Raw genomic sequence first — 16,525 nt, forward strand, 5'->3', positions numbered from 1 at the left:
TGACGAAGTGACAAGAACGATGGCGCTCTACTTGGACGCGGCGGCCTCAGGACCGCTGGTCGAGATGGGCGCGCAGTTCGTCGATCGAGGCGAAGCGCATCATGCCTTCCGGCATCTGCGCTTCGATCGAGCCATCGGAATAGAGCGAATAGGCCATGCCGTCGACGATACCCGATTTGAGCACGGTCACGGGCGCCTGCTCGACCGGCGTCGGTTCGGGGGGAGGCGGCGGCGGGCCGGGCTCGGTAAAGATCGACGGGGAGCGCGGCGGCGGGCGACGCCCGGCGGCCGGCGGTTCCGGTGGCCGCATACGGTCCGGCCTCGGCCAGGCATCGTCGAAGCTCGCCGGCTGACTCTCCGGGCCGGCCGGTTCCGTGGGCTCGTCATGAGGCTGCGGCGGCAAGCTCTCTGTCGCCTTCGCCTCCGCGCGCTCGCGCTCCTTGCGGGAGGACGATGCGAACAACAGGTTGCGGCGGCGCGGCGCTTCCGGAGCCGCAGGCGGTGTCGGAGCTTCCGGCTCCGGCGGCGGTTCGGCGCGCGGCCGCTCGCGCGCGGCGGCCTCGCTCTGCCACGGCGGCAGACCCGCGGCCGGTGGTGGCTCGGTTTTCGTCGCCGGTGCCGGGAACGGCTCGGACACTGGCGCGCCAGGCACCGCGAGGCCCGGCAGCACGGGCCTGACCCGAACCTCGGCCGGCGCGGCCGATCCGGCCAGCCGGCGGGCGATGCCCTTCAGTTCCACGACCACGACGTAAAGGCCGGCCAGTAACATTCCGGAGCAGACGCCAATGGTGCCGGAGATTATGAGGGTGCTACCGAGGCTGGCCTCCCTAACGGTGAAGCCGAACAGGATCGTAAGGAGGCCCGCCAGGACGGCGAAAATCCCCACAATCAACAATGCCAAGCTCATCGAACTCACCCCTGGTCGCGCAGCCGTGCGCGACACCCGTTACGCCACGATACCGTCATACGGTGTTCCACGCCAACGGCGAATTAGAGCCTGCGTTCCTAAAGGGAAGGATATCAGGGACTTATTCACATTCCCTTCAGCTACCACCCGCTACTTCTAACCTGCTCTCAACTGTCTGGATTTGCTGCGTCGCATCAGGATTTTAGCCATAATGCCCAATTACTTGGTAATGGAACTGCGCTATAGGGATTCCGGGGAAGTGGCCCGCGGGCACCAGCAGGGCCAAGAGGGGATTCCGGGTCACCAATAGCCATGACATCCATCACGACTTCGGCGATCGACACGCCTCTGCGGCGCTCGGTTGAACGGACTTGCGACGATCTCGCCATGCTGGTGCTGGCTGCGGTCGCCGTCATTGCAGGCTTGACCTTCCGCGACTACGGGCTCGGCTGGGACGATTACACCCACGCTGAATATGCCGACCTGCTGCTGCGCATGTTCGGTTCCGGCTTCAGGGACACCGCGGCGCTCTCTTTCGCGAATCTCTACATGTATGGCGGCGGCTTCGACATGGTCGCGGCTCTCCTGCACAAGGTCATTCCGCTCGAGCTGTTCGAGACGCGACGCATGCTCGGCGCCATGGTCGGCGTGATCGGGCTTGCGGTGACGTGGCGGCTCGGCCGCCGCATCGGCGGGCCCCTTGCCGGTCTTGCCGCGCTCCTGCTGCTCGCGCTCTGCCCGATCTTCTACGGCCACATGTTCATGAACCCGAAGGATGCGCCCTTCGCGGTGGCCATGATCATCCTGATGCTGGGCCTCGTCCGTCTCGCCGAGGAATATCCGCAGCCGTCGCCGCGCACAATCCTGATCGTCGGCCTGGGTGCCGGCCTCTCGCTCGGCTGCCGCGTCCTCGGCGGCCTCGCACTGGTCTACGCCATGATCGGCTTCATGCCGCTGTTCCTGGAGGAGCTGCGCACCGAAGGCGCCCGCGAAGCAGCCCGCCGCTTCGCCCATGTCGTCTACGTGCTGCTGCCCGGCCTCGTGTTCGGCTATCTCGTGATGGGCCTGATCTGGCCGTGGTCGATCATGGAGCCCGGCAATCCCTTCGAGGCCCTGACCTATTTCTCGCACTTCTTCGAGAAGCCCTGGAAGGAGATGTTCGACGGCGCGATCGTGTCCGTGCCCGACATGCCCTGGTCCTATCTGCCGACGCTGTTCGCGCTGCAGCTTCCCGAGGTGATGCTGGTGCTGATGGGCGGCGCCGTGGTTAGCACCTTCGCGATGCTGCCGCGCCGCGAGGTTCCGGCGCGCCGCAAGACCATCCTCTTGATGCTGACGCTGGCGGCGACCCTGCCGCTCGCGATCGCGATGGTAAAGCGGCCGGCGCTGTACAACGGCATCCGCCATTTCGTCTTCGTGATCCCGCCGATGGCGGTGCTCGGCGGCGTCGCCTTTGCCTGGGCCATGGAGCGCCTGCGCACCAACCACCGCACCTGGCAGCCCGTCGTGCTCGCGACCTTCTGCTTCGGCCTCGCGCTGTCGCTGGCCGAGATGATCCGGCTGCATCCCTATCAATACACGCACTTCAACCACATCGCCGGCACCGTGCGCGGCGCCGACGACCGCTTCATGCTGGACTATTGGGGCCTTGCGCTGAAGCAGGCCTCGGACGAATTGCGCGAGCAGATCGTCGAGCGGCAGGAAGTGGCGCCGGGCAACCGCAAATGGAAGGTCGCGGTGTGCGGTCCGCAGCGCCCGGCCCAGGTCGCGCTCGGGCCCGACTTCACCATCGGCTGGGATTCCAACGCGGCCGATTTCGCGATGACGCTCGGCGAGTTCTACTGCAAGGGCCTCACTGCGCCCGTGATGGTCGAGATCAAGCGCGACGACGTGGTGTTCGCCCGCGTCTACGACATCCGCGGCCGTAGCATTTCCAGCCTGCTGTCGATCCCGGCGCCGTAATAATTTTCTCCGGGAGCTTTCGGGAAGGCGCCCCCCATTTCGCGGAGCCTGTCATCGGGCGGCGCTTCGCGCCGACCCGTTGGCTCCATGCGGGCTACGCGTGGCTGCTGCGATTTGACCGCCTTGCCGCCAGCCTCACCCGCGACTACGCTCCCTCCCCGCAACAACGATGTTCGGAGAGATAAGCCATGTCGCCAGCGGAAGCGCGCCTGAAGGAAGTGCCGTCGAACATGACGGAGGCGGAGTGGCAGCAACGGGTCAATCTCGCCGCCTGCTACCGCCTCGTCTCGCTGTACGGCTGGGACGATCTGGTCGACACCCACATCTCCGCCCGCGTGCCCGGCCCCGACCATCATTTCCTCATCAACCCCTACGGACTGATGTTCGACGAGATCACGGCATCGAGCCTCGTCAAGGTCGACCTGCACGGCAACCAGCTCTCCGAGAGCGAGTACAGCATCAACCCGGCCGGGTTCACCATCCATTCGGCGATCCACGAGGTGCGCGAGGACGCAATCTGCGTGCTGCATCTCCACACGCTCGACGGCACCGCGGTGTCGAGCAGCGCGGAAGGGCTGCTGCCGCTGAACCAGACCGCCCAGCTCGTCACCCACGACCTCGCCTATCACGACTACGAGGGCATCGCGCTCGATCACGACGAGCGGCCGCGGCTGCAGAAGGACCTCGGCGACCACAACCACATGCTGCTGCGTAACCACGGCACGCTGACGGTCGGCCGGTCGGTCGCCTCCGCGTTCGAGCGCATGTACCATCTCGAGCGCGCCTGCTCGATGCAGGTGCGCACGCGCGCTCTGGGCACGCCGGTCTACCCGGTTGAGGAGATTGCGATCGAGAAGAACACCGAGCTGCTCGCCAACCGCGACCGCGCCGAGCTGCGCGCCACCAACCTGGTCTGGCCGCCGCTGCTGCGCAAGCTCGACCGCGAGCTTCCGGGCTACCGGTCTTGAGATTTTGCGGATTTGGTGTAGGGTAGCGTTCAATGAACCTCTACGCCTTTTGGAATGAAACGCCGCCCAATTCCGGGCGGCGTTTTTATTTGCGCCGTCATTGCGAGGAGCGAAGCGACGAAGCAATCCAGACTGTGCCCGTGGAGGGATTCTGGGTTGCTTCGCTACGCTCGCAATGACGAGGAGAGAGTCTTCGTAGGGTGGGCAAAGCGACTCGTCCGCCGTAGCTCGAAGAGCGAAGGCGATCGCGGAGAGATGGTGGGCACGGCGCTTTGCGCCTTTGCCCACCCTACGGCACCGCGCCTATGTCACGTCCGCGAGCGCAGCGAGGATCCGCGCCCAGGAGCGGATGCCCTTCTGGAAACTCCGCAGGTCGTATTTCTCGTTCGGCGAATGGATGTTGTCGTCGTCCAATCCGAAGCCGACCAGCAGCGAGTCGAGCCCAAGCGTCCGCTTGAAATCGGCGACGATCGGGATCGAGGCGCCCGAACCCATCAGCACGGTCTCCTTGCCCCACTCCTCGGTCAGCGCCTTGCTGGCGGCGGCGAGCGGTTTCATGTTCCAGTCGAGCGCCACCGCGGGCGCGGCGGAATGATCGCCGAACTCGACCTTGCAGTCGCCCGGAAGCCGCGCCGCCACGTAGTCGCGAAAAGCCTTGCGGATCTTCTGGGGGTCCTGCCCCTCGACCAGGCGGAACGAGACCTTGGCCGAGGCGTGCGACGGGATCACCGTCTTGGAGCCTTCGCCGATATAGCCGCCCCAGATGCCGTTGACGTCGCAGGTCGGACGCGACGAGGCCTGCTCGATCAGCAGCCGGCCCTTCTCGCCGGCGGGGATCGACAGACCGATCGGCTTGAGGAACATCTCCGGCGTGAGGTTCAGCTTCTTCCACTGCTCCAGGATATCGGGCGGCAGATCCTTCACGCCGTCATAGAAGCCGGGGATGGTGATGCGGTTGTCGTCGTCGAACAGGCCGCCCAGGATTTTCGTCAGCACCCGGATCGGGTTCATGGCGCTGCCGCCGAACACGCCGGAATGCAAATCGCGATTGGCGGCGGTGATCTTCAGCTCTTCATAGAGCAGACCGCGAAGCGACGTCGTGATCGCGGGCGTGTTGCGGTCCCACATGCCGGTGTCGCAGACCAGCACGTAGTCCGCTTTGAACTCGTCCTTGTTGGCCTCGATGAACGGCACGAAATTCTTGGAGCCGACCTCCTCCTCGCCTTCGATCAGGAAGGTGATGTCGATCGGCAGCGAGCCGGTCACTTTCTTCCAGGCGCGGCAGGCCTCGACGAAGGTCATGACCTGGCCCTTGTCGTCCTCGGCGCCGCGCGCGACGATGATCTTGCGGCCGTCGGCGTGGTCGGTCACGGCAGGCTCGAACGGCGGACGGTGCCAGAGATCGAGCGGATCGACCGGCTGCACGTCGTAATGGCCGTAGAAAATCACATGCGGCCGTCCGCCGGCCCCGGTCTTGCCGACGATGGCGGGATGGCCGGCGGTCGGGCGCACTTCAGTGGCGACACCGAGGCTCGCGATGTCCTTGGCGAGATGCTCGGCCGCGGCCTTGCAGTCGGCGGCAAAAGCCGGATCCGCAGAGATCGACTTGATCCGCAACAGCGAGAACAGACGCTCCAGGCTGTTGTCAAAATCCTTGTCGATGTGATCGAGCACCGATTGAAGCTGCGCATTGGCCATGGTCGTATTCCTGACTTTTGAGTCTCAAGAGGTACCGGGTTTTAGCGCTGCCGCAGCCTCGGAGCCAGCCGCAACCGGCGGATGCCGGATGTGCCATGCGAGGCTACCCGCAAGAATGGCGGTCGCGACAAGGTTATTGCCCCAGGCCTGGATGACATTGGGAAACCACGGCAGCGACAGCAGCATGAGGATGCCGGCGGCGCCCAGCGCGAGCCAGGTTCCCAGCCGCACGTTCGGTCGCGCGTCGAAGGCGGCGCGATGCATCAGCACCGTCATCGGGAAGAACAGCCACATGAAGTAGTATTGCCGCGCCAGCGGCGATGCCACCGTCATCAGGCAGAACAGGATGCCGAGCTCCTCCGCATCCGAGCGCGCCGTTCGCCGCGCTTGCGACGGCATCACCGCGAGGAAGCCGAGCCCGAGCAACGCCGATAACGCCAGCACGATCAAGTTCGCCGTCTTGTAGTCGACGTCGATGACATTCATCGTGCGCGGTGGCTTGCTGGGATCTTCCTGATTGTAGTTGATCGGGCGGACCAGGCGATGCGTGACGGCAATCAGCGACTGGTTGACCCACGACCAGTTCTGCTCGTCGCGCTGGCCAAAGCCCTTTTCCGAGCTCGTGCCGACCATGCCCTGATACCAGGTCTTGAGCTCGGCCGCGTTGCGCTCGAAGCCGCGGATCGGTGCAGGCACGACATAGAGAAGGATGCCGGTGAAAGCGACCGTCGCGACGGTGGCCGCCCACTTCCTGCGCCAGATCAGATAGGGCAGCACCGCGATCGGAAACACCTTGATGGCGGTGGCGAGCGCGAACAGGAAGCCTGCGAGCCAGGAGCGCTGATGCTGCAACGACCAGAAGCCCCACAGCATCATCGCCAGCAGCACGAGGTTCGGCTGGCCGAGGTCGAACATGTCGAACACGAAGGTCACGGTGACGATGGCCGGCAGCGCTTCGAGCCACGGGCCGGGCCTGCGGCCCGATCCCGTCATGGCATTGGAGAAGTTGCCCGTGTACCACCATGCCACCACGTTCAGGATCGACAGCACGACATAGAGCGGGATCTTGCCGAACCAGCTCGGGATCGCCAGCAGGATCGCCGGCAGCGGTGGATAGATGAATTCGAAATACTCGCCGATCTCGTCGGGATAGAGCGACCCGCCGTGCAGCACCTGCTGTCCGGCCCAGTACCACAGCCCATAATCCTTGGTCTTGCCGTGGCCGAATATCTCGGGAACGAGCACGTCGGCGGTCAGGAGGACGCAGCAGATCAGGAAGAGCAGATCGAGCGGCGCACGTAGCGACAAGGCTCTGTGCGGGCCAAGTTTGTCTGATAGATTCGGTGATGTCACATTATGTCCCGTCGGCAACAAATAGCACGTAGCAGACCGACGGACGCTTGGAGAACCCCCCTCACCTGAATTTATGGTGTTCGGCCTCGCCCGGCGTGCGGGGCAATCGCATCTAAACACTCGCGAGATCTCGTCATGCCCGGGATTGTCCCGCCTGCGCGGCCGAAGCCGCTTCGGCGAGGCGAAGGCCCGGGCATCCAGGTTCTTAGAGCTGCAAGTAAGGCGTGGATGGCCGGGACAAGCCCGGCCATGACGCTGTGGAGGCTTGGTGCCTCAAACCTGGCTTCTCTGCCTAACGACGCAGCAGCCCGCCGAGCGCGCCTCGCACCAGGGTGCGGCCGATCGAGCCACCGAGCTGGCCGGCGACCGATTTGCCGAGATTGGCCGCCATCCCCCCGATCACCTGGTTGGTGACCGATCGCGTCACGTCGCGCGCAATGACCTGGCCCGCCGACAGGCGGCCGCGCTTGACGTTGGTGCCGAAGATGGTGCCGACCATCGAGCCGATCTGGCCGAGAATGCCGCCGCCACCTCCGTCGGCCGCACCGGCATCGGCAGTCGCAGCCGTGCCGGCAATCCGCTTCTGGATCATCTCGTAGGCAGATTCGGCATCGACAGCGGTGTCGTATTTGCCCTTCACCGGGCTCGCATCCATGATCGCCTTGCGCTCTTCCGGCGTGATCGATCCGATGCGGGCCGATGGCGGCCGGATCATGACACGCTCGACCATCGTCGGCGTGCCGTTGCCTTCGAGGAAGGACACCAGCGCCTCGCCCTTGCCGAGCTCCATGATCACCTTGGCGGTGTCGAGCTTCGGGTTGGGCCGGAAGGTCTGGGCCGCTGCGGCGACCGCTTTCTGGTCGCGCGGGGTGAAGGCACGCAGCGCATGCTGCACACGGTTGCCCAATTGCCCGAGCACGCGGTCGGGCACGTCGACGGGGTTTTGCGTCACGAAATAGACGCCGACGCCCTTGGACCGGATCAAACGCACCACCTGCTCGATCTTGTCCATCAACGCCTTCGGCGCATCGTTGAACAACAGATGTGCCTCGTCGAAGAAGAACACCAGCTTCGGCTTCGGCAGGTCGCCGGCCTCGGGCAGCTCTTCGAACAATTCTGACAGCATCCACAGCAGGAATGTCGCGTAAAGCCGTGGACTCTGCAGCAGCTTGTCGGCAACAAGGATGTTGACCATGCCGCGGCCGTCGCGGTCGGTCTTCATGAAGTCCTTCAGCGTCAGCGCCGGCTCACCGAAGAATTTGGTGCCGCCCTGGTTCTCGAGCACCAGAAGCTGGCGCTGGATGGTGCCGACGGTGGCCTTGGTGACGTTGCCAAAACCCTGGGCCTCCTTCTTGATGTCGGCAAGCGGGCTTTCCTCGGCGTCCGCCCCCTTCTTGCCGGCATCCGGCACGATGGCATCGAGCAGCGCGCGCAGATCCTTCATGTCGATGAGGGTCAGCCCGTTGTCGTCGGCGACGCGGAAGGCGACGTTGAGCACTCCTTCCTGCACGTCGTTCAGGTCGAGCATGCGCGCGAGCAGAAGCGGCCCCATCTCCGTGACGGTCGCCCGCACCGGATGGCCCTGTTCGCCGAACACGTCCCAGAACACCGTCGAGAACTGGTCGGGCTGGAACGTCAGCCCCATCTCGGTGGCACGCTTGACAATGAAATCCTTGGCCTCGCCGACCTCGGAGATGCCGGAGAGGTCGCCCTTGATGTCGGATGCGAAGACCGGAACGCCGGCGCGCGCAAATCCTTCCGCCATGACTTGCAGCGATACCGTCTTACCGGTCCCGGTTGCACCCGTGACGAGGCCGTGTCGATTGGCAAGCGCCAGCGTCAGCCATGCCTGCTCGTCTCCCTTGCCGACGAAGATCTTGTCGTCGGTGTCGCCGAGCTTGCTGTCCTGTGCGGTCATGCTTCTCTCTGATCTCTCTGCCGTGTTTCGCCTATTGAAACTCGAATGCACCTGCTCCGTAGTTTAACGCATGTCGCGTGCGGATTAAAACCGTTCAACGCGCCCCGAGCATGCGACATTGTCGGAAACATACCGCCGACATCAGCCGAAAGTAGGAATGACGCGTTCGCACCGCGGCAATTTTTCGCTGAATCCATCTCCGCTCTTGCATCGTTGCAACACTTTTCGCGCCTTCGAGAGTGAATCGGAACCTTGCGTACGTTCATCGCTTGTATTTCACATCGCTCCGGATCAAGATCATTTCGGAAGCAATACTCGGGCATGCAAACCGGCTGAGGGGCGGGCCTTATGGACGAGCTGATCGGGCGGCTGGCGTCGAACGCCAGCATAGATGGTGCTGTGGCTGAAAAGACCGTCGGCATTATCCTGGGCTTCCTCCGCAGCGAAGGTCCTTCCGAGAACGTCGAAGCGCTGATCGATCAGATTCCCGGTGCAGAAGCGGCGATAGAAGCGTCCAGGAGCGGCGGCGGACTGTCGCGGCTGATGGGCGGCGGCCTGATGGCCGTCGGCACGCGCCTGATGGGCCTGGGACTTGGCATGTCCGAGATTCAGAACGTTGCCCGTGAACTTTTCCGCTACGGCCGAGACAAAATCGGAGCGGATCAGATGGGCAAGATCATCGCGGGGACGCCGGGCCTCAGCCAGTTCGCCTGAGCGACGCTTTTCATATCGAGCATCATGACATATCCGATCTCCGAGATTGAGGGCCTGCCAGCCTTTGCCGCCAACAAATTGAAGGCGCAAGGAATCCGCACGACCGACGCGCTGCTCGAGGCGGCCTCGACCGTGAAGGGTCGCAAGGCGCTCGCCGCCAAGACCGGCATCAGCGAGCAGCAGTTGCTGGAATGGGCCAACGTCTCCGACTACATGCGCATTCCCGGGATGGGCCGGGCCAAGGTCGGCCTCGTCCGCGCCGCCGGCGTCACCACCGTGCGCGAGCTCGCTTATCGGAATCCGGCACGGCTGGCCCAGAGCATGCGGGAAGCCAACGTGAAGAAGAAGCTCGTCCGCATCCTGCCCTCGGAAAAATCGGTCGGCGACATCATCGCCAAGGCGAAGAAGCTGCCGCCGAAGATCACGTATTAGGGCATCTCCCTCGGCATACGACCTGCCGCGTTAGCTCTCGGTGTCATACCCGCGAAGGCGGGGTATCCAGTACGCCGCGGCTCCTCCGTATCACCGCACGGCCTCGGAATACTGGATTGCCCGCTTTCGCGGGCAATGACAGCGGAGGCGATCGATGCTCCGCGAACACATCGACATTCGCCACCTCCCACCTTGAATCCCCCCTCCCCGACCGCTAAAGCGGGCCGCATGAATGCCTCGCCCTCCCCATCCGTCCCGCCGGCCGGCTCGGCCGGGCCCGACGTGCTGCGGACGCTGCTGGAGCGGCCGATTCCGGCAGTGATGGGCGTGCTCAACGTCACCCCGGATTCCTTCTCCGACGGCGGCGAGTTTATCGCGCCCGAGCTGGCGCTTGCGCGGGCGCGGGCGATGATCGAGGCCGGCGTCGACATCATCGACATCGGCGCCGAGTCCACCCGGCCCTACACGGGCGCCCGGCCGGTGACGGCCGCGGACGAGCTGGCCCGGCTGAAGCCGGTGCTGTCAGGCGTGGTGGCGCTGGGCGTCCCCGTGTCGATCGACAGCATGAAGGCTGAAGTCGTAGCCTTTGCGCTCGACCAAGGCGCTGCGATCGCCAACGACGTCTGGGGCCTGCAGCGCGACACCGGCATGGCACAGCTCATCGCCGCGCGCGGCGTCCCCGTCATCGTCATGCACAACCGCGAGGCCGTCGATTCCGCCATCGACATCGTCACGGACATGAAAGCGTTCTTCCTGCGCTCGCTCGATATCGCCGCCAAGGCCGGCATCGCGCGCGACAAGATCGTACTCGATCCCGGCATCGGCTTCGGCAAGACGGCCGAGCAGAGCATGACCGCGCTGGCGCGGCTGCGCGAATTCGACATGTTCGGCCTGCCGATCCTCGTTGGTGCCTCGCGAAAACGCTTCATCGCCTCGGTGTCGCCCTCGGAGCCGAAGGAACGGCTCGCCGGCTCGATCGCTGCGCATCTGATCGCCGCACAGCGCGGCGCCAAAATCATCCGCACGCATGACGTCGCCGAGACCTTGCAGGCCCTGCGGGTCGCGAATGCAATCGAGAGCAAGCAATGACCGATACGATCTTCGTCACCGGCCTGTCGATCCACGCCCGCCACGGCGTGATGGATCACGAGACCGAAGTCGGCCAGCGCTTCGTCATCGATCTCGAGCTCTATACCGATTTGTCGGAGCCGTCGCGCAGCGACCGGCTCGCCGATACGGTGTCCTATGCCGAAGTCGTGGCGACCACGACGGCGGCGTTCAAGAACACCAACTACAAGCTCCTGGAGCGGGCGGCCGGCGCGGTCGCCGATGCCATCCTGTCGCACTTCCCGCGCATCCGCGCCGTGAAGATCACCGTGCACAAGCCGCATGCGCCGATCGCCGCGATCTTCGACGACGTCGGCATCATGCTGACGCGCTCGCGGCATCCTTGATATGGCGAGCGTGCTGATCGCACTCGGCGGCAATGTCGGCGATGTCCGCGCGACGTTCCGGAAGGCGATCTCGCACATCTGCGGCATGGCGCAAGCCGCGCTGATCGCGCGCTCCTCGGACTATGCGACGCCGCCCTGGGGCGACGAGGACCAGGATCCCTTCATCAATGCCTGCGTCGAGATCGAAACCAGCCTCGATCCGCATGCGCTCCTGTTCGTGATGCATAAGGTCGAGCAGAAATTCGGCCGCACACGGAACAAGGAGAGGCAATGGGGCCCGCGCACGCTCGATCTCGACATGATCGCCTATGACGATGTCAGCTTGCAGAAACCCGACCTGACCTTGCCGCATCCGCGCTTGTTCGAGCGCGCCTTCGTGCTGGTGCCGCTGGCCGAAATCGCGCCCGACCGCGTGATCTCAGGCATTCGTGTGCGTGACGGGCTTGCCAGCGTCTCGACGCAAGGCATTGAGCGGCTTCCGGATACCGGTTAACCAAAAACAACCGTTTGCAGCGACGGCCGGCCGTGGCAATTTCGCCCGCGAACAACAAGATTTTTGGGAGCCCTTGGCCGTATGACCTCCGTGACTGACGACCTGCCGCTGGCGGCGGATTTCCCCAAGGCCACGGTCGACGACTGGCGCAAGCTGGTCGACGGCGTGCTGAAGGGCGCGCCGTTCGAGAAGCTGGTCGGCAAGACTTATGACGGCCTCAAGATCGACCCTCTCTATCCGCGCGCCCGGGGCGTTGCGCCCGTGGTGGGACGGCCTGCCGCCGCGCCGTGGCAGATCATGCAGCGGATCGACCATCCCGATGCGGCGCTCGCGAATGCGCAGGCGCTGACCGATCTCGAAAATGGCGCGACGGGTCTCGCGCTGGTGTTCGCCGGCGGCAGTGGCGCTCACGGGTTCGGGCTGGAACCTTCGGCCGATGCGGTCGCAAAGGTCTTCAAGGATATTCATCTCGATGCCGGCATCGGCATCGAGCTCCAGATCGGTCCGCAATCGCGGATGGCGGCGATCCATGTCGCGGAATATGTGAAGAGCAACGGCCTCGATCCCGCCGCCTGCAACATCCGCTTCGGGCTCGATCCGCTTGCGGCCGGCGCGGTGTGGGGTCACAGCCCCTACACATGGGACGAGATCGTTCCGGCCGTCACCGGCGCCATCAAGGGGCTCGCCGCGCTCGGCTTCAAGGGACCGTTCGCGTCCGCCGACGGGCGCGTGATCCACGATGCCGGCGGCTCCGAGGTGCAGGAGCTCGCGTTCGTGCTCGCCTGCGGCGTCGCCTATCTGCGCGCGATCGAGGGCGCCGGCGTTCCGCTGGAGCAGGCGCAGGACATGATCTATGCGCGGCTCTCTGCGGATGCCGACCAGTTTTTGACAATGGCAAAATTCCGTGCACTGCGGCTGCTGTGGGCGCGCATCGAGACGGCGTGCGGGCTGACGCCGAAGCCGCTGTTCATTGCCGCCGATACGGCCTGGCGCATGCTGGCGCAGCGCGATCCTTACGTGAACATGCTGCGCGCGACCATCGCGACATTCGCGGCCGGGCTCGCCGGCGCCAATGCAATCACCGTGCTGCCGCATACGCTGGCGCTCGGGCTGCCTGATCCATTCGCGCGGCGCGTGGCGCGCAATACGCAAGCCCTGCTGCTGGAAGAAAGCAACCTCGCCAAGGTCAGCGATCCCGCCGCCGGCGCGGGCGGCATCGAGACATTGACCGCACAGCTTTGCGACGCCGCCTGGGTGCTGTTCCAGGACAGCGAGAAAGCCGGCGGCGCCTTCGCCGCGCTTCAGCAAGGTCTGTTCCAGAGCAAGGTCGCGGCCGCGCGAAAGGCGCGCGACGCCAACATCGCAAAGCGCCGCGACGTGCTGACAGGCGCCAGCGAGTTTCCCAACCTGCATGAGCGCGAGACGGCGGTGCTGACGGCGACGCCGGTCAAGCTCGCTCCCTACGGCGAGCAGAAATACAAGTTCGATGCGCTGCCGCCGATCCGGCTGGCGGAACCGTTCGAGGCGTTGCGCGACAAATCCGATGCGGCGCTGAAGGCGCGCGGTGCGCGGCCAAAGGTGTTTCTGGCCAATCTCGGCACGCCCGCCGATTTCACGGCGCGGGCGACCTTTGCCAAGAGCTTGTTCGAGGCCGGCGGTATCCAGGCCGTCGACAGCGAGGGCTTTGCCGATCCGGCCAAATTGGCCGCCGCATTCAAGGCCTCCGGCGCCGAGCTCGCCTGTCTTTGTTCCAGCGACAAGGTCTATCCGGAACACGCCGACGCCGCGGCGAAGGCCCTGCAAACGGCCGGCGCGCGACTTATCTATCTGGCAGGCCGTCCGACCGATGCCGAGGCGGCGCTCCGTGCGGCCGGCGTCACGGGTTTTGTCTTCGCCGGAGGCGATGCGCTTGCGACACTGCAAGACGCCTACCGACGGATGGAGCAGGCATGAGCGAGGCGGGCAAACCAGTTTTCACCGGCGGCTGCCAATGCGGCGCGGTGCGCTTTGCGATTTCGGCAACCCCCAACCGGGTTTCGATCTGCCATTGCCGGATGTGCCAGAAGGCGAGCGGCGCGCCGTTCGCGTCCTTCGCCGACATCAACCGGACGGATTTCGCCTGGAGCAAGGGGCAGCCGGCGTTCTTCCGCTCCTCCTCGATCGCTGATCGCGGCTATTGCGCCGCCTGCGGCACGCCGCTGAGCTTTGGCCGCATCGACGGCGACCGGATCGAGATCATGACCGGCGCCTTCGACCGGCCCGACCAGTTGGTGCCGACGCGCCAATACGGAACTGAATCCCGCCTCGGCTGGGTGGTCGGAATCTCCAATTTGCCGAGCCAGACCACGCAACAGAATTACGGACCGGAGAAGATGGCGACCATCGTCAGCCATCAGCATCCGGATCATGATTGAGCGTTTATGATATGGTTGAAACCATGAGCCGCATTCCTGATTTCGCCGACGTCGCCTTCGAGCGAGCCGCGACCGCCGCGCCGACCGGCAGCGCCGAGCCGTGGCTGACGCCCGAGGGCATTCTGGTGAAGCCTGCCTACGGCGAGGCCGATCTCGCCGGGCTCGATTTCCTCGAGACCTATCCGGGCATCGCGCCCTACCTGCGCGGCCCTTACCCGACCATGTATGTCAATCAGCCCTGGACCGTCCGGCAATATGCCGGCTTCTCCACGGCGGAGGATTCCAACGCATTCTACCGCCGCAACCTCGCGGCCGGACAGAAGGGCCTCTCGGTCGCCTTCGACCTCGCCACCCATCGCGGCTATGACAGCGACCATCCGCGCGTCGGCGGCGACGTCGGCATGGCCGGTGTTGCCATCGATTCCATCTACGACATGCGCACGCTGTTCGCAGGCATTCCGCTCGACCAGATGAGCGTGTCCATGACCATGAACGGCGCGGTGCTGCCGATCCTCGCGCTATATGTGGCCGCCGCCGGCGAACAGGGCGTGCCGCCGGAAAAGCTCTCGGGCACCATTCAGAACGACATTCTGAAAGAGTTCATGGTGCGCAACACCTATATCTATCCGCCCGCGCCCTCGATGCGGATCATCTCGGACATCTTCGCCTATACCTCCACGAAGATGCCGAAATACAATTCGATCTCGATCTCCGGCTATCACATGCAGGAGGCCGGCGCGACGCAGGACCTCGAGCTCGCCTACACGCTCGCCGACGGCGTCGAATATCTCCGTGCCGGTCTTGCCGCGGGCCTGGATGTCGACCGCTTCGCGCCGCGCCTGTCGTTCTTCTGGGCGATCGGCATGAACTTCTTCATGGAAGTCGCCAAGATGCGCGCCGCGCGCCTGCTCTGGGCGAAGCTGTTGAAGCCCTTTAACCCGAAGGATCCGCGCTCGCTCTCGCTGCGCACGCATTGCCAGACCTCGGGCTGGTCCCTGACCGCGCAGGACGTGTTCAACAATGTGATGCGCACGACGGTGGAGGCGATGGCGGCGACGCAAGGCCACACCCAGTCGCTCCACACCAACGCGCTCGACGAGGCCTTGGCGCTGCCGACCGACTTCTCGGCGCGCATCGCCCGCAACACCCAGCTCTTCCTGCAGCAGGAGAGCGGCACCACCCGCATCATCGATCCCTGGGGCGGCTCCTATTATGTCGAGCGGCTGACGCGCGATCTCGCGGCGAAGGCGTGGGGCCACATCCAGGAGGTCGAGGAGCTCGGCGGCATGGCCAAGGCCATCGAGGCCGGCGTGCCAAAGCTGCGCATCGAGGAGGCCTCGGCCAAGACGCAAGCCCGGATCGATGCCGGCAAGCAGGCGGTGATCGGTGTCAACAAGTACAAGCCGACGGATGAGGCTCCCATCGACATCCTCAAGGTCGACAACACCAATGTCCGCCGCCTCCAGATCGACAAGCTGACGCGGCTGAAATCCGAGCGCAACCAGACCGACGTCGACGCGGCGCTTGCCGCGCTGACGCGCTCGGCCGGCGAAGGCAACGGCAATCTGCTCGCACTCGCGATCGACGCGGCACGGGCGAAGGCGACCGTCGGCGAAATCTCGGACGCGATGGAAAAGGTGTTCGGCCGGCACCGCGCCGAGATCAGGTCCATCACCGGCGTCTACAAGCGGGAGGCGTCCAGCATGGGTAACCAGGTCGAGAAGGTTCAGGCGCTGATCGACACCTTCGAGGAGGCGGAAGGCCGCCGGCCGCGAATCCTGGTCGCCAAGATCGGCCAGGACGGCCACGACCGCGGCCAGAAGGTGATTGCCTCGGCCTTCGCCGACATCGGCTTCGACGTCGACATCGGGCCGCTGTTTGCCACGGCGGATGAAGCTGCGCGGCAGGCGGTCGAGAACGACGTGCACATCCTCGGCGTCTCCTCGCTCGCCGCCGCCCATCTCACCGCAGTGCCTGAACTCAAGGCCGCGCTGAAGAAACAGGGCCGCGACGACATCATGATCATCGTCGGCGGCGTGGTGCCGCCGCAGGATTACGACGCGCTCTATGCGGCCGGCGCCGAAGCCATCTTCCCGCCGGGCACGGTGATCGCGGAAGCCGCCGAGGAGCTGATCCGCAAGCTGAATGCCCGGCTCGGGCATAGCGAGGCGGCGGAGTAGATGGTACGCTGGCCGCATCACCGGCCGGATTG

Annotated in this window: 14 protein-coding genes; 10 read left to right on the plus strand and 4 right to left on the minus strand. The window is 65.0% G+C overall.

The features are described from left to right. Positions 1–46: 46 nt before the first annotated feature. Positions 47–907 carry a hypothetical protein gene (locus tag AB7531_RS31630; protein WP_063984588.1) on the minus strand — a complete coding sequence of 287 codons (861 nt, stop codon included), beginning with the start codon at positions 905–907 and terminating at the stop codon, positions 47–49. Positions 908–1,219: 312 nt separating this feature from the next. Between AB7531_RS31630 and AB7531_RS31635 the strand changes: the two genes are divergently transcribed. Beyond that, positions 1,220–2,869, plus strand: coding sequence for a glycosyltransferase family 39 protein (locus AB7531_RS31635; RefSeq protein ID WP_063984589.1), 1,650 nt, complete (start codon positions 1,220–1,222; stop codon positions 2,867–2,869). A 188-nt stretch (positions 2,870–3,057) separates the two neighbouring features. Then, positions 3,058–3,837, plus strand: a complete 780-nt coding sequence (locus AB7531_RS31640; RefSeq protein WP_028153549.1) for a class II aldolase/adducin family protein — start codon at positions 3,058–3,060, stop codon at positions 3,835–3,837. A gap of 303 nt (positions 3,838–4,140) precedes the next feature. Here the strand turns inward: AB7531_RS31640 and AB7531_RS31645 are convergent, their stop codons facing one another. The 3 genes from AB7531_RS31645 to AB7531_RS31655 all read right to left on the minus strand — a co-directional run bounded on the left by AB7531_RS31645 (position 4,141) and on the right by AB7531_RS31655 (position 8,806). Further along, positions 4,141–5,535, minus strand: coding sequence for a M20/M25/M40 family metallo-hydrolase (locus AB7531_RS31645; protein ID WP_063984590.1), 1,395 nt, complete (start codon positions 5,533–5,535; stop codon positions 4,141–4,143). Positions 5,536–5,559: 24 nt separating this feature from the next. After that, positions 5,560–6,843 (minus strand): glycosyltransferase family 87 protein, encoded by a 1,284-nt coding sequence (locus AB7531_RS31650; protein WP_187387766.1) that lies wholly within the window; start codon positions 6,841–6,843, stop codon positions 5,560–5,562. 337 nt (positions 6,844–7,180) lie between these two features. Beyond that, entirely contained in the window at positions 7,181–8,806 is a 1,626-nt protein-coding gene (locus AB7531_RS31655; RefSeq protein WP_063984592.1) for a helicase HerA-like domain-containing protein, read from the minus strand. 348 nt (positions 8,807–9,154) lie between these two features. Between AB7531_RS31655 and AB7531_RS31660 the strand changes: the two genes are divergently transcribed. The 8 genes from AB7531_RS31660 (at position 9,155) to scpA (ending at position 16,493) form a co-directional block, all read left to right on the plus strand. Further along, a complete protein-coding gene (locus AB7531_RS31660; protein ID WP_063984593.1) occupies positions 9,155–9,520 on the plus strand; it encodes a hypothetical protein in 366 nt (121 codons plus the stop codon). A 24-nt stretch (positions 9,521–9,544) separates the two neighbouring features. Continuing rightward, positions 9,545–9,952 carry a DUF4332 domain-containing protein gene (locus tag AB7531_RS31665; protein WP_071915663.1) on the plus strand — a complete coding sequence of 136 codons (408 nt, stop codon included), beginning with the start codon at positions 9,545–9,547 and terminating at the stop codon, positions 9,950–9,952. Between the two features lie 228 nt (positions 9,953–10,180). After that, positions 10,181–11,041, plus strand: a complete 861-nt coding sequence (folP, locus tag AB7531_RS31670; protein WP_063984595.1) for a dihydropteroate synthase — start codon at positions 10,181–10,183, stop codon at positions 11,039–11,041. Next, the gene (gene folB, locus AB7531_RS31675) at positions 11,038–11,406 is read left to right on the plus strand and encodes a dihydroneopterin aldolase (protein WP_008553485.1); all 369 of its coding nucleotides are present in this window, start codon (positions 11,038–11,040) and stop codon (positions 11,404–11,406) included. The genes folP and folB overlap by 4 nt, the downstream gene beginning before the upstream one ends. 1 nt (position 11,407) lies before the next feature. After that, positions 11,408–11,899: a 2-amino-4-hydroxy-6-hydroxymethyldihydropteridine diphosphokinase gene (gene folK, locus AB7531_RS31680; RefSeq protein ID WP_063984596.1), complete on the plus strand. Its 492-nt coding sequence runs from the start codon at positions 11,408–11,410 to the stop codon at positions 11,897–11,899. Between the two features lie 81 nt (positions 11,900–11,980). Then, complete coding sequence (locus AB7531_RS31685) at positions 11,981–13,852, plus strand: methylmalonyl-CoA mutase family protein (RefSeq protein WP_063984597.1); 1,872 nt, start codon at positions 11,981–11,983, stop codon at positions 13,850–13,852. Further along, the gene (locus tag AB7531_RS31690; protein ID WP_063984598.1) at positions 13,849–14,313 is read left to right on the plus strand and encodes a GFA family protein; all 465 of its coding nucleotides are present in this window, start codon (positions 13,849–13,851) and stop codon (positions 14,311–14,313) included. The genes AB7531_RS31685 and AB7531_RS31690 overlap by 4 nt, the downstream gene beginning before the upstream one ends. A 23-nt stretch (positions 14,314–14,336) precedes the next feature. Beyond that, positions 14,337–16,493 (plus strand): methylmalonyl-CoA mutase, encoded by a 2,157-nt coding sequence (scpA, locus tag AB7531_RS31695; RefSeq protein ID WP_063986551.1) that lies wholly within the window; start codon positions 14,337–14,339, stop codon positions 16,491–16,493. Positions 16,494–16,525: the final 32 nt, after the last annotated feature.

The sequence above is a fragment of the Bradyrhizobium sp. 63_E2_N1_3 genome, assembly GCF_052076005.1.
Taxonomy (GTDB): domain Bacteria; phylum Pseudomonadota; class Alphaproteobacteria; order Rhizobiales; family Xanthobacteraceae; genus Bradyrhizobium; species Bradyrhizobium barranii.

What these genes read in the sequence shown, in the direction of transcription:
- AB7531_RS31655 (WP_063984592.1), bottom strand. Translation starts at nt 8,806, where the DNA reads ATGACCGCACAGGACAGCAAGCTCGGCGACACCGACGACAAGATCTTC.
- AB7531_RS31630 (WP_063984588.1), bottom strand. Translation starts at nt 907, where the DNA reads ATGAGCTTGGCATTGTTGATTGTGGGGATTTTCGCCGTCCTGGCGGGC.
- AB7531_RS31660 (WP_063984593.1), top strand. Translation starts at nt 9,155, where the DNA reads ATGGACGAGCTGATCGGGCGGCTGGCGTCGAACGCCAGCATAGATGGT.
- AB7531_RS31690 (WP_063984598.1), top strand. Translation starts at nt 13,849, where the DNA reads ATGAGCGAGGCGGGCAAACCAGTTTTCACCGGCGGCTGCCAATGCGGC.
- AB7531_RS31685 (WP_063984597.1), top strand. Translation starts at nt 11,981, where the DNA reads ATGACCTCCGTGACTGACGACCTGCCGCTGGCGGCGGATTTCCCCAAG.
- AB7531_RS31665 (WP_071915663.1), top strand. Translation starts at nt 9,545, where the DNA reads ATGACATATCCGATCTCCGAGATTGAGGGCCTGCCAGCCTTTGCCGCC.
- folK (WP_063984596.1), top strand. Translation starts at nt 11,408, where the DNA reads ATGGCGAGCGTGCTGATCGCACTCGGCGGCAATGTCGGCGATGTCCGC.
- folP (WP_063984595.1), top strand. Translation starts at nt 10,181, where the DNA reads ATGAATGCCTCGCCCTCCCCATCCGTCCCGCCGGCCGGCTCGGCCGGG.
- AB7531_RS31635 (WP_063984589.1), top strand. Translation starts at nt 1,220, where the DNA reads ATGACATCCATCACGACTTCGGCGATCGACACGCCTCTGCGGCGCTCG.
- AB7531_RS31645 (WP_063984590.1), bottom strand. Translation starts at nt 5,535, where the DNA reads ATGGCCAATGCGCAGCTTCAATCGGTGCTCGATCACATCGACAAGGAT.
- folB (WP_008553485.1), top strand. Translation starts at nt 11,038, where the DNA reads ATGACCGATACGATCTTCGTCACCGGCCTGTCGATCCACGCCCGCCAC.
- scpA (WP_063986551.1), top strand. Translation starts at nt 14,337, where the DNA reads ATGAGCCGCATTCCTGATTTCGCCGACGTCGCCTTCGAGCGAGCCGCG.
- AB7531_RS31640 (WP_028153549.1), top strand. Translation starts at nt 3,058, where the DNA reads ATGTCGCCAGCGGAAGCGCGCCTGAAGGAAGTGCCGTCGAACATGACG.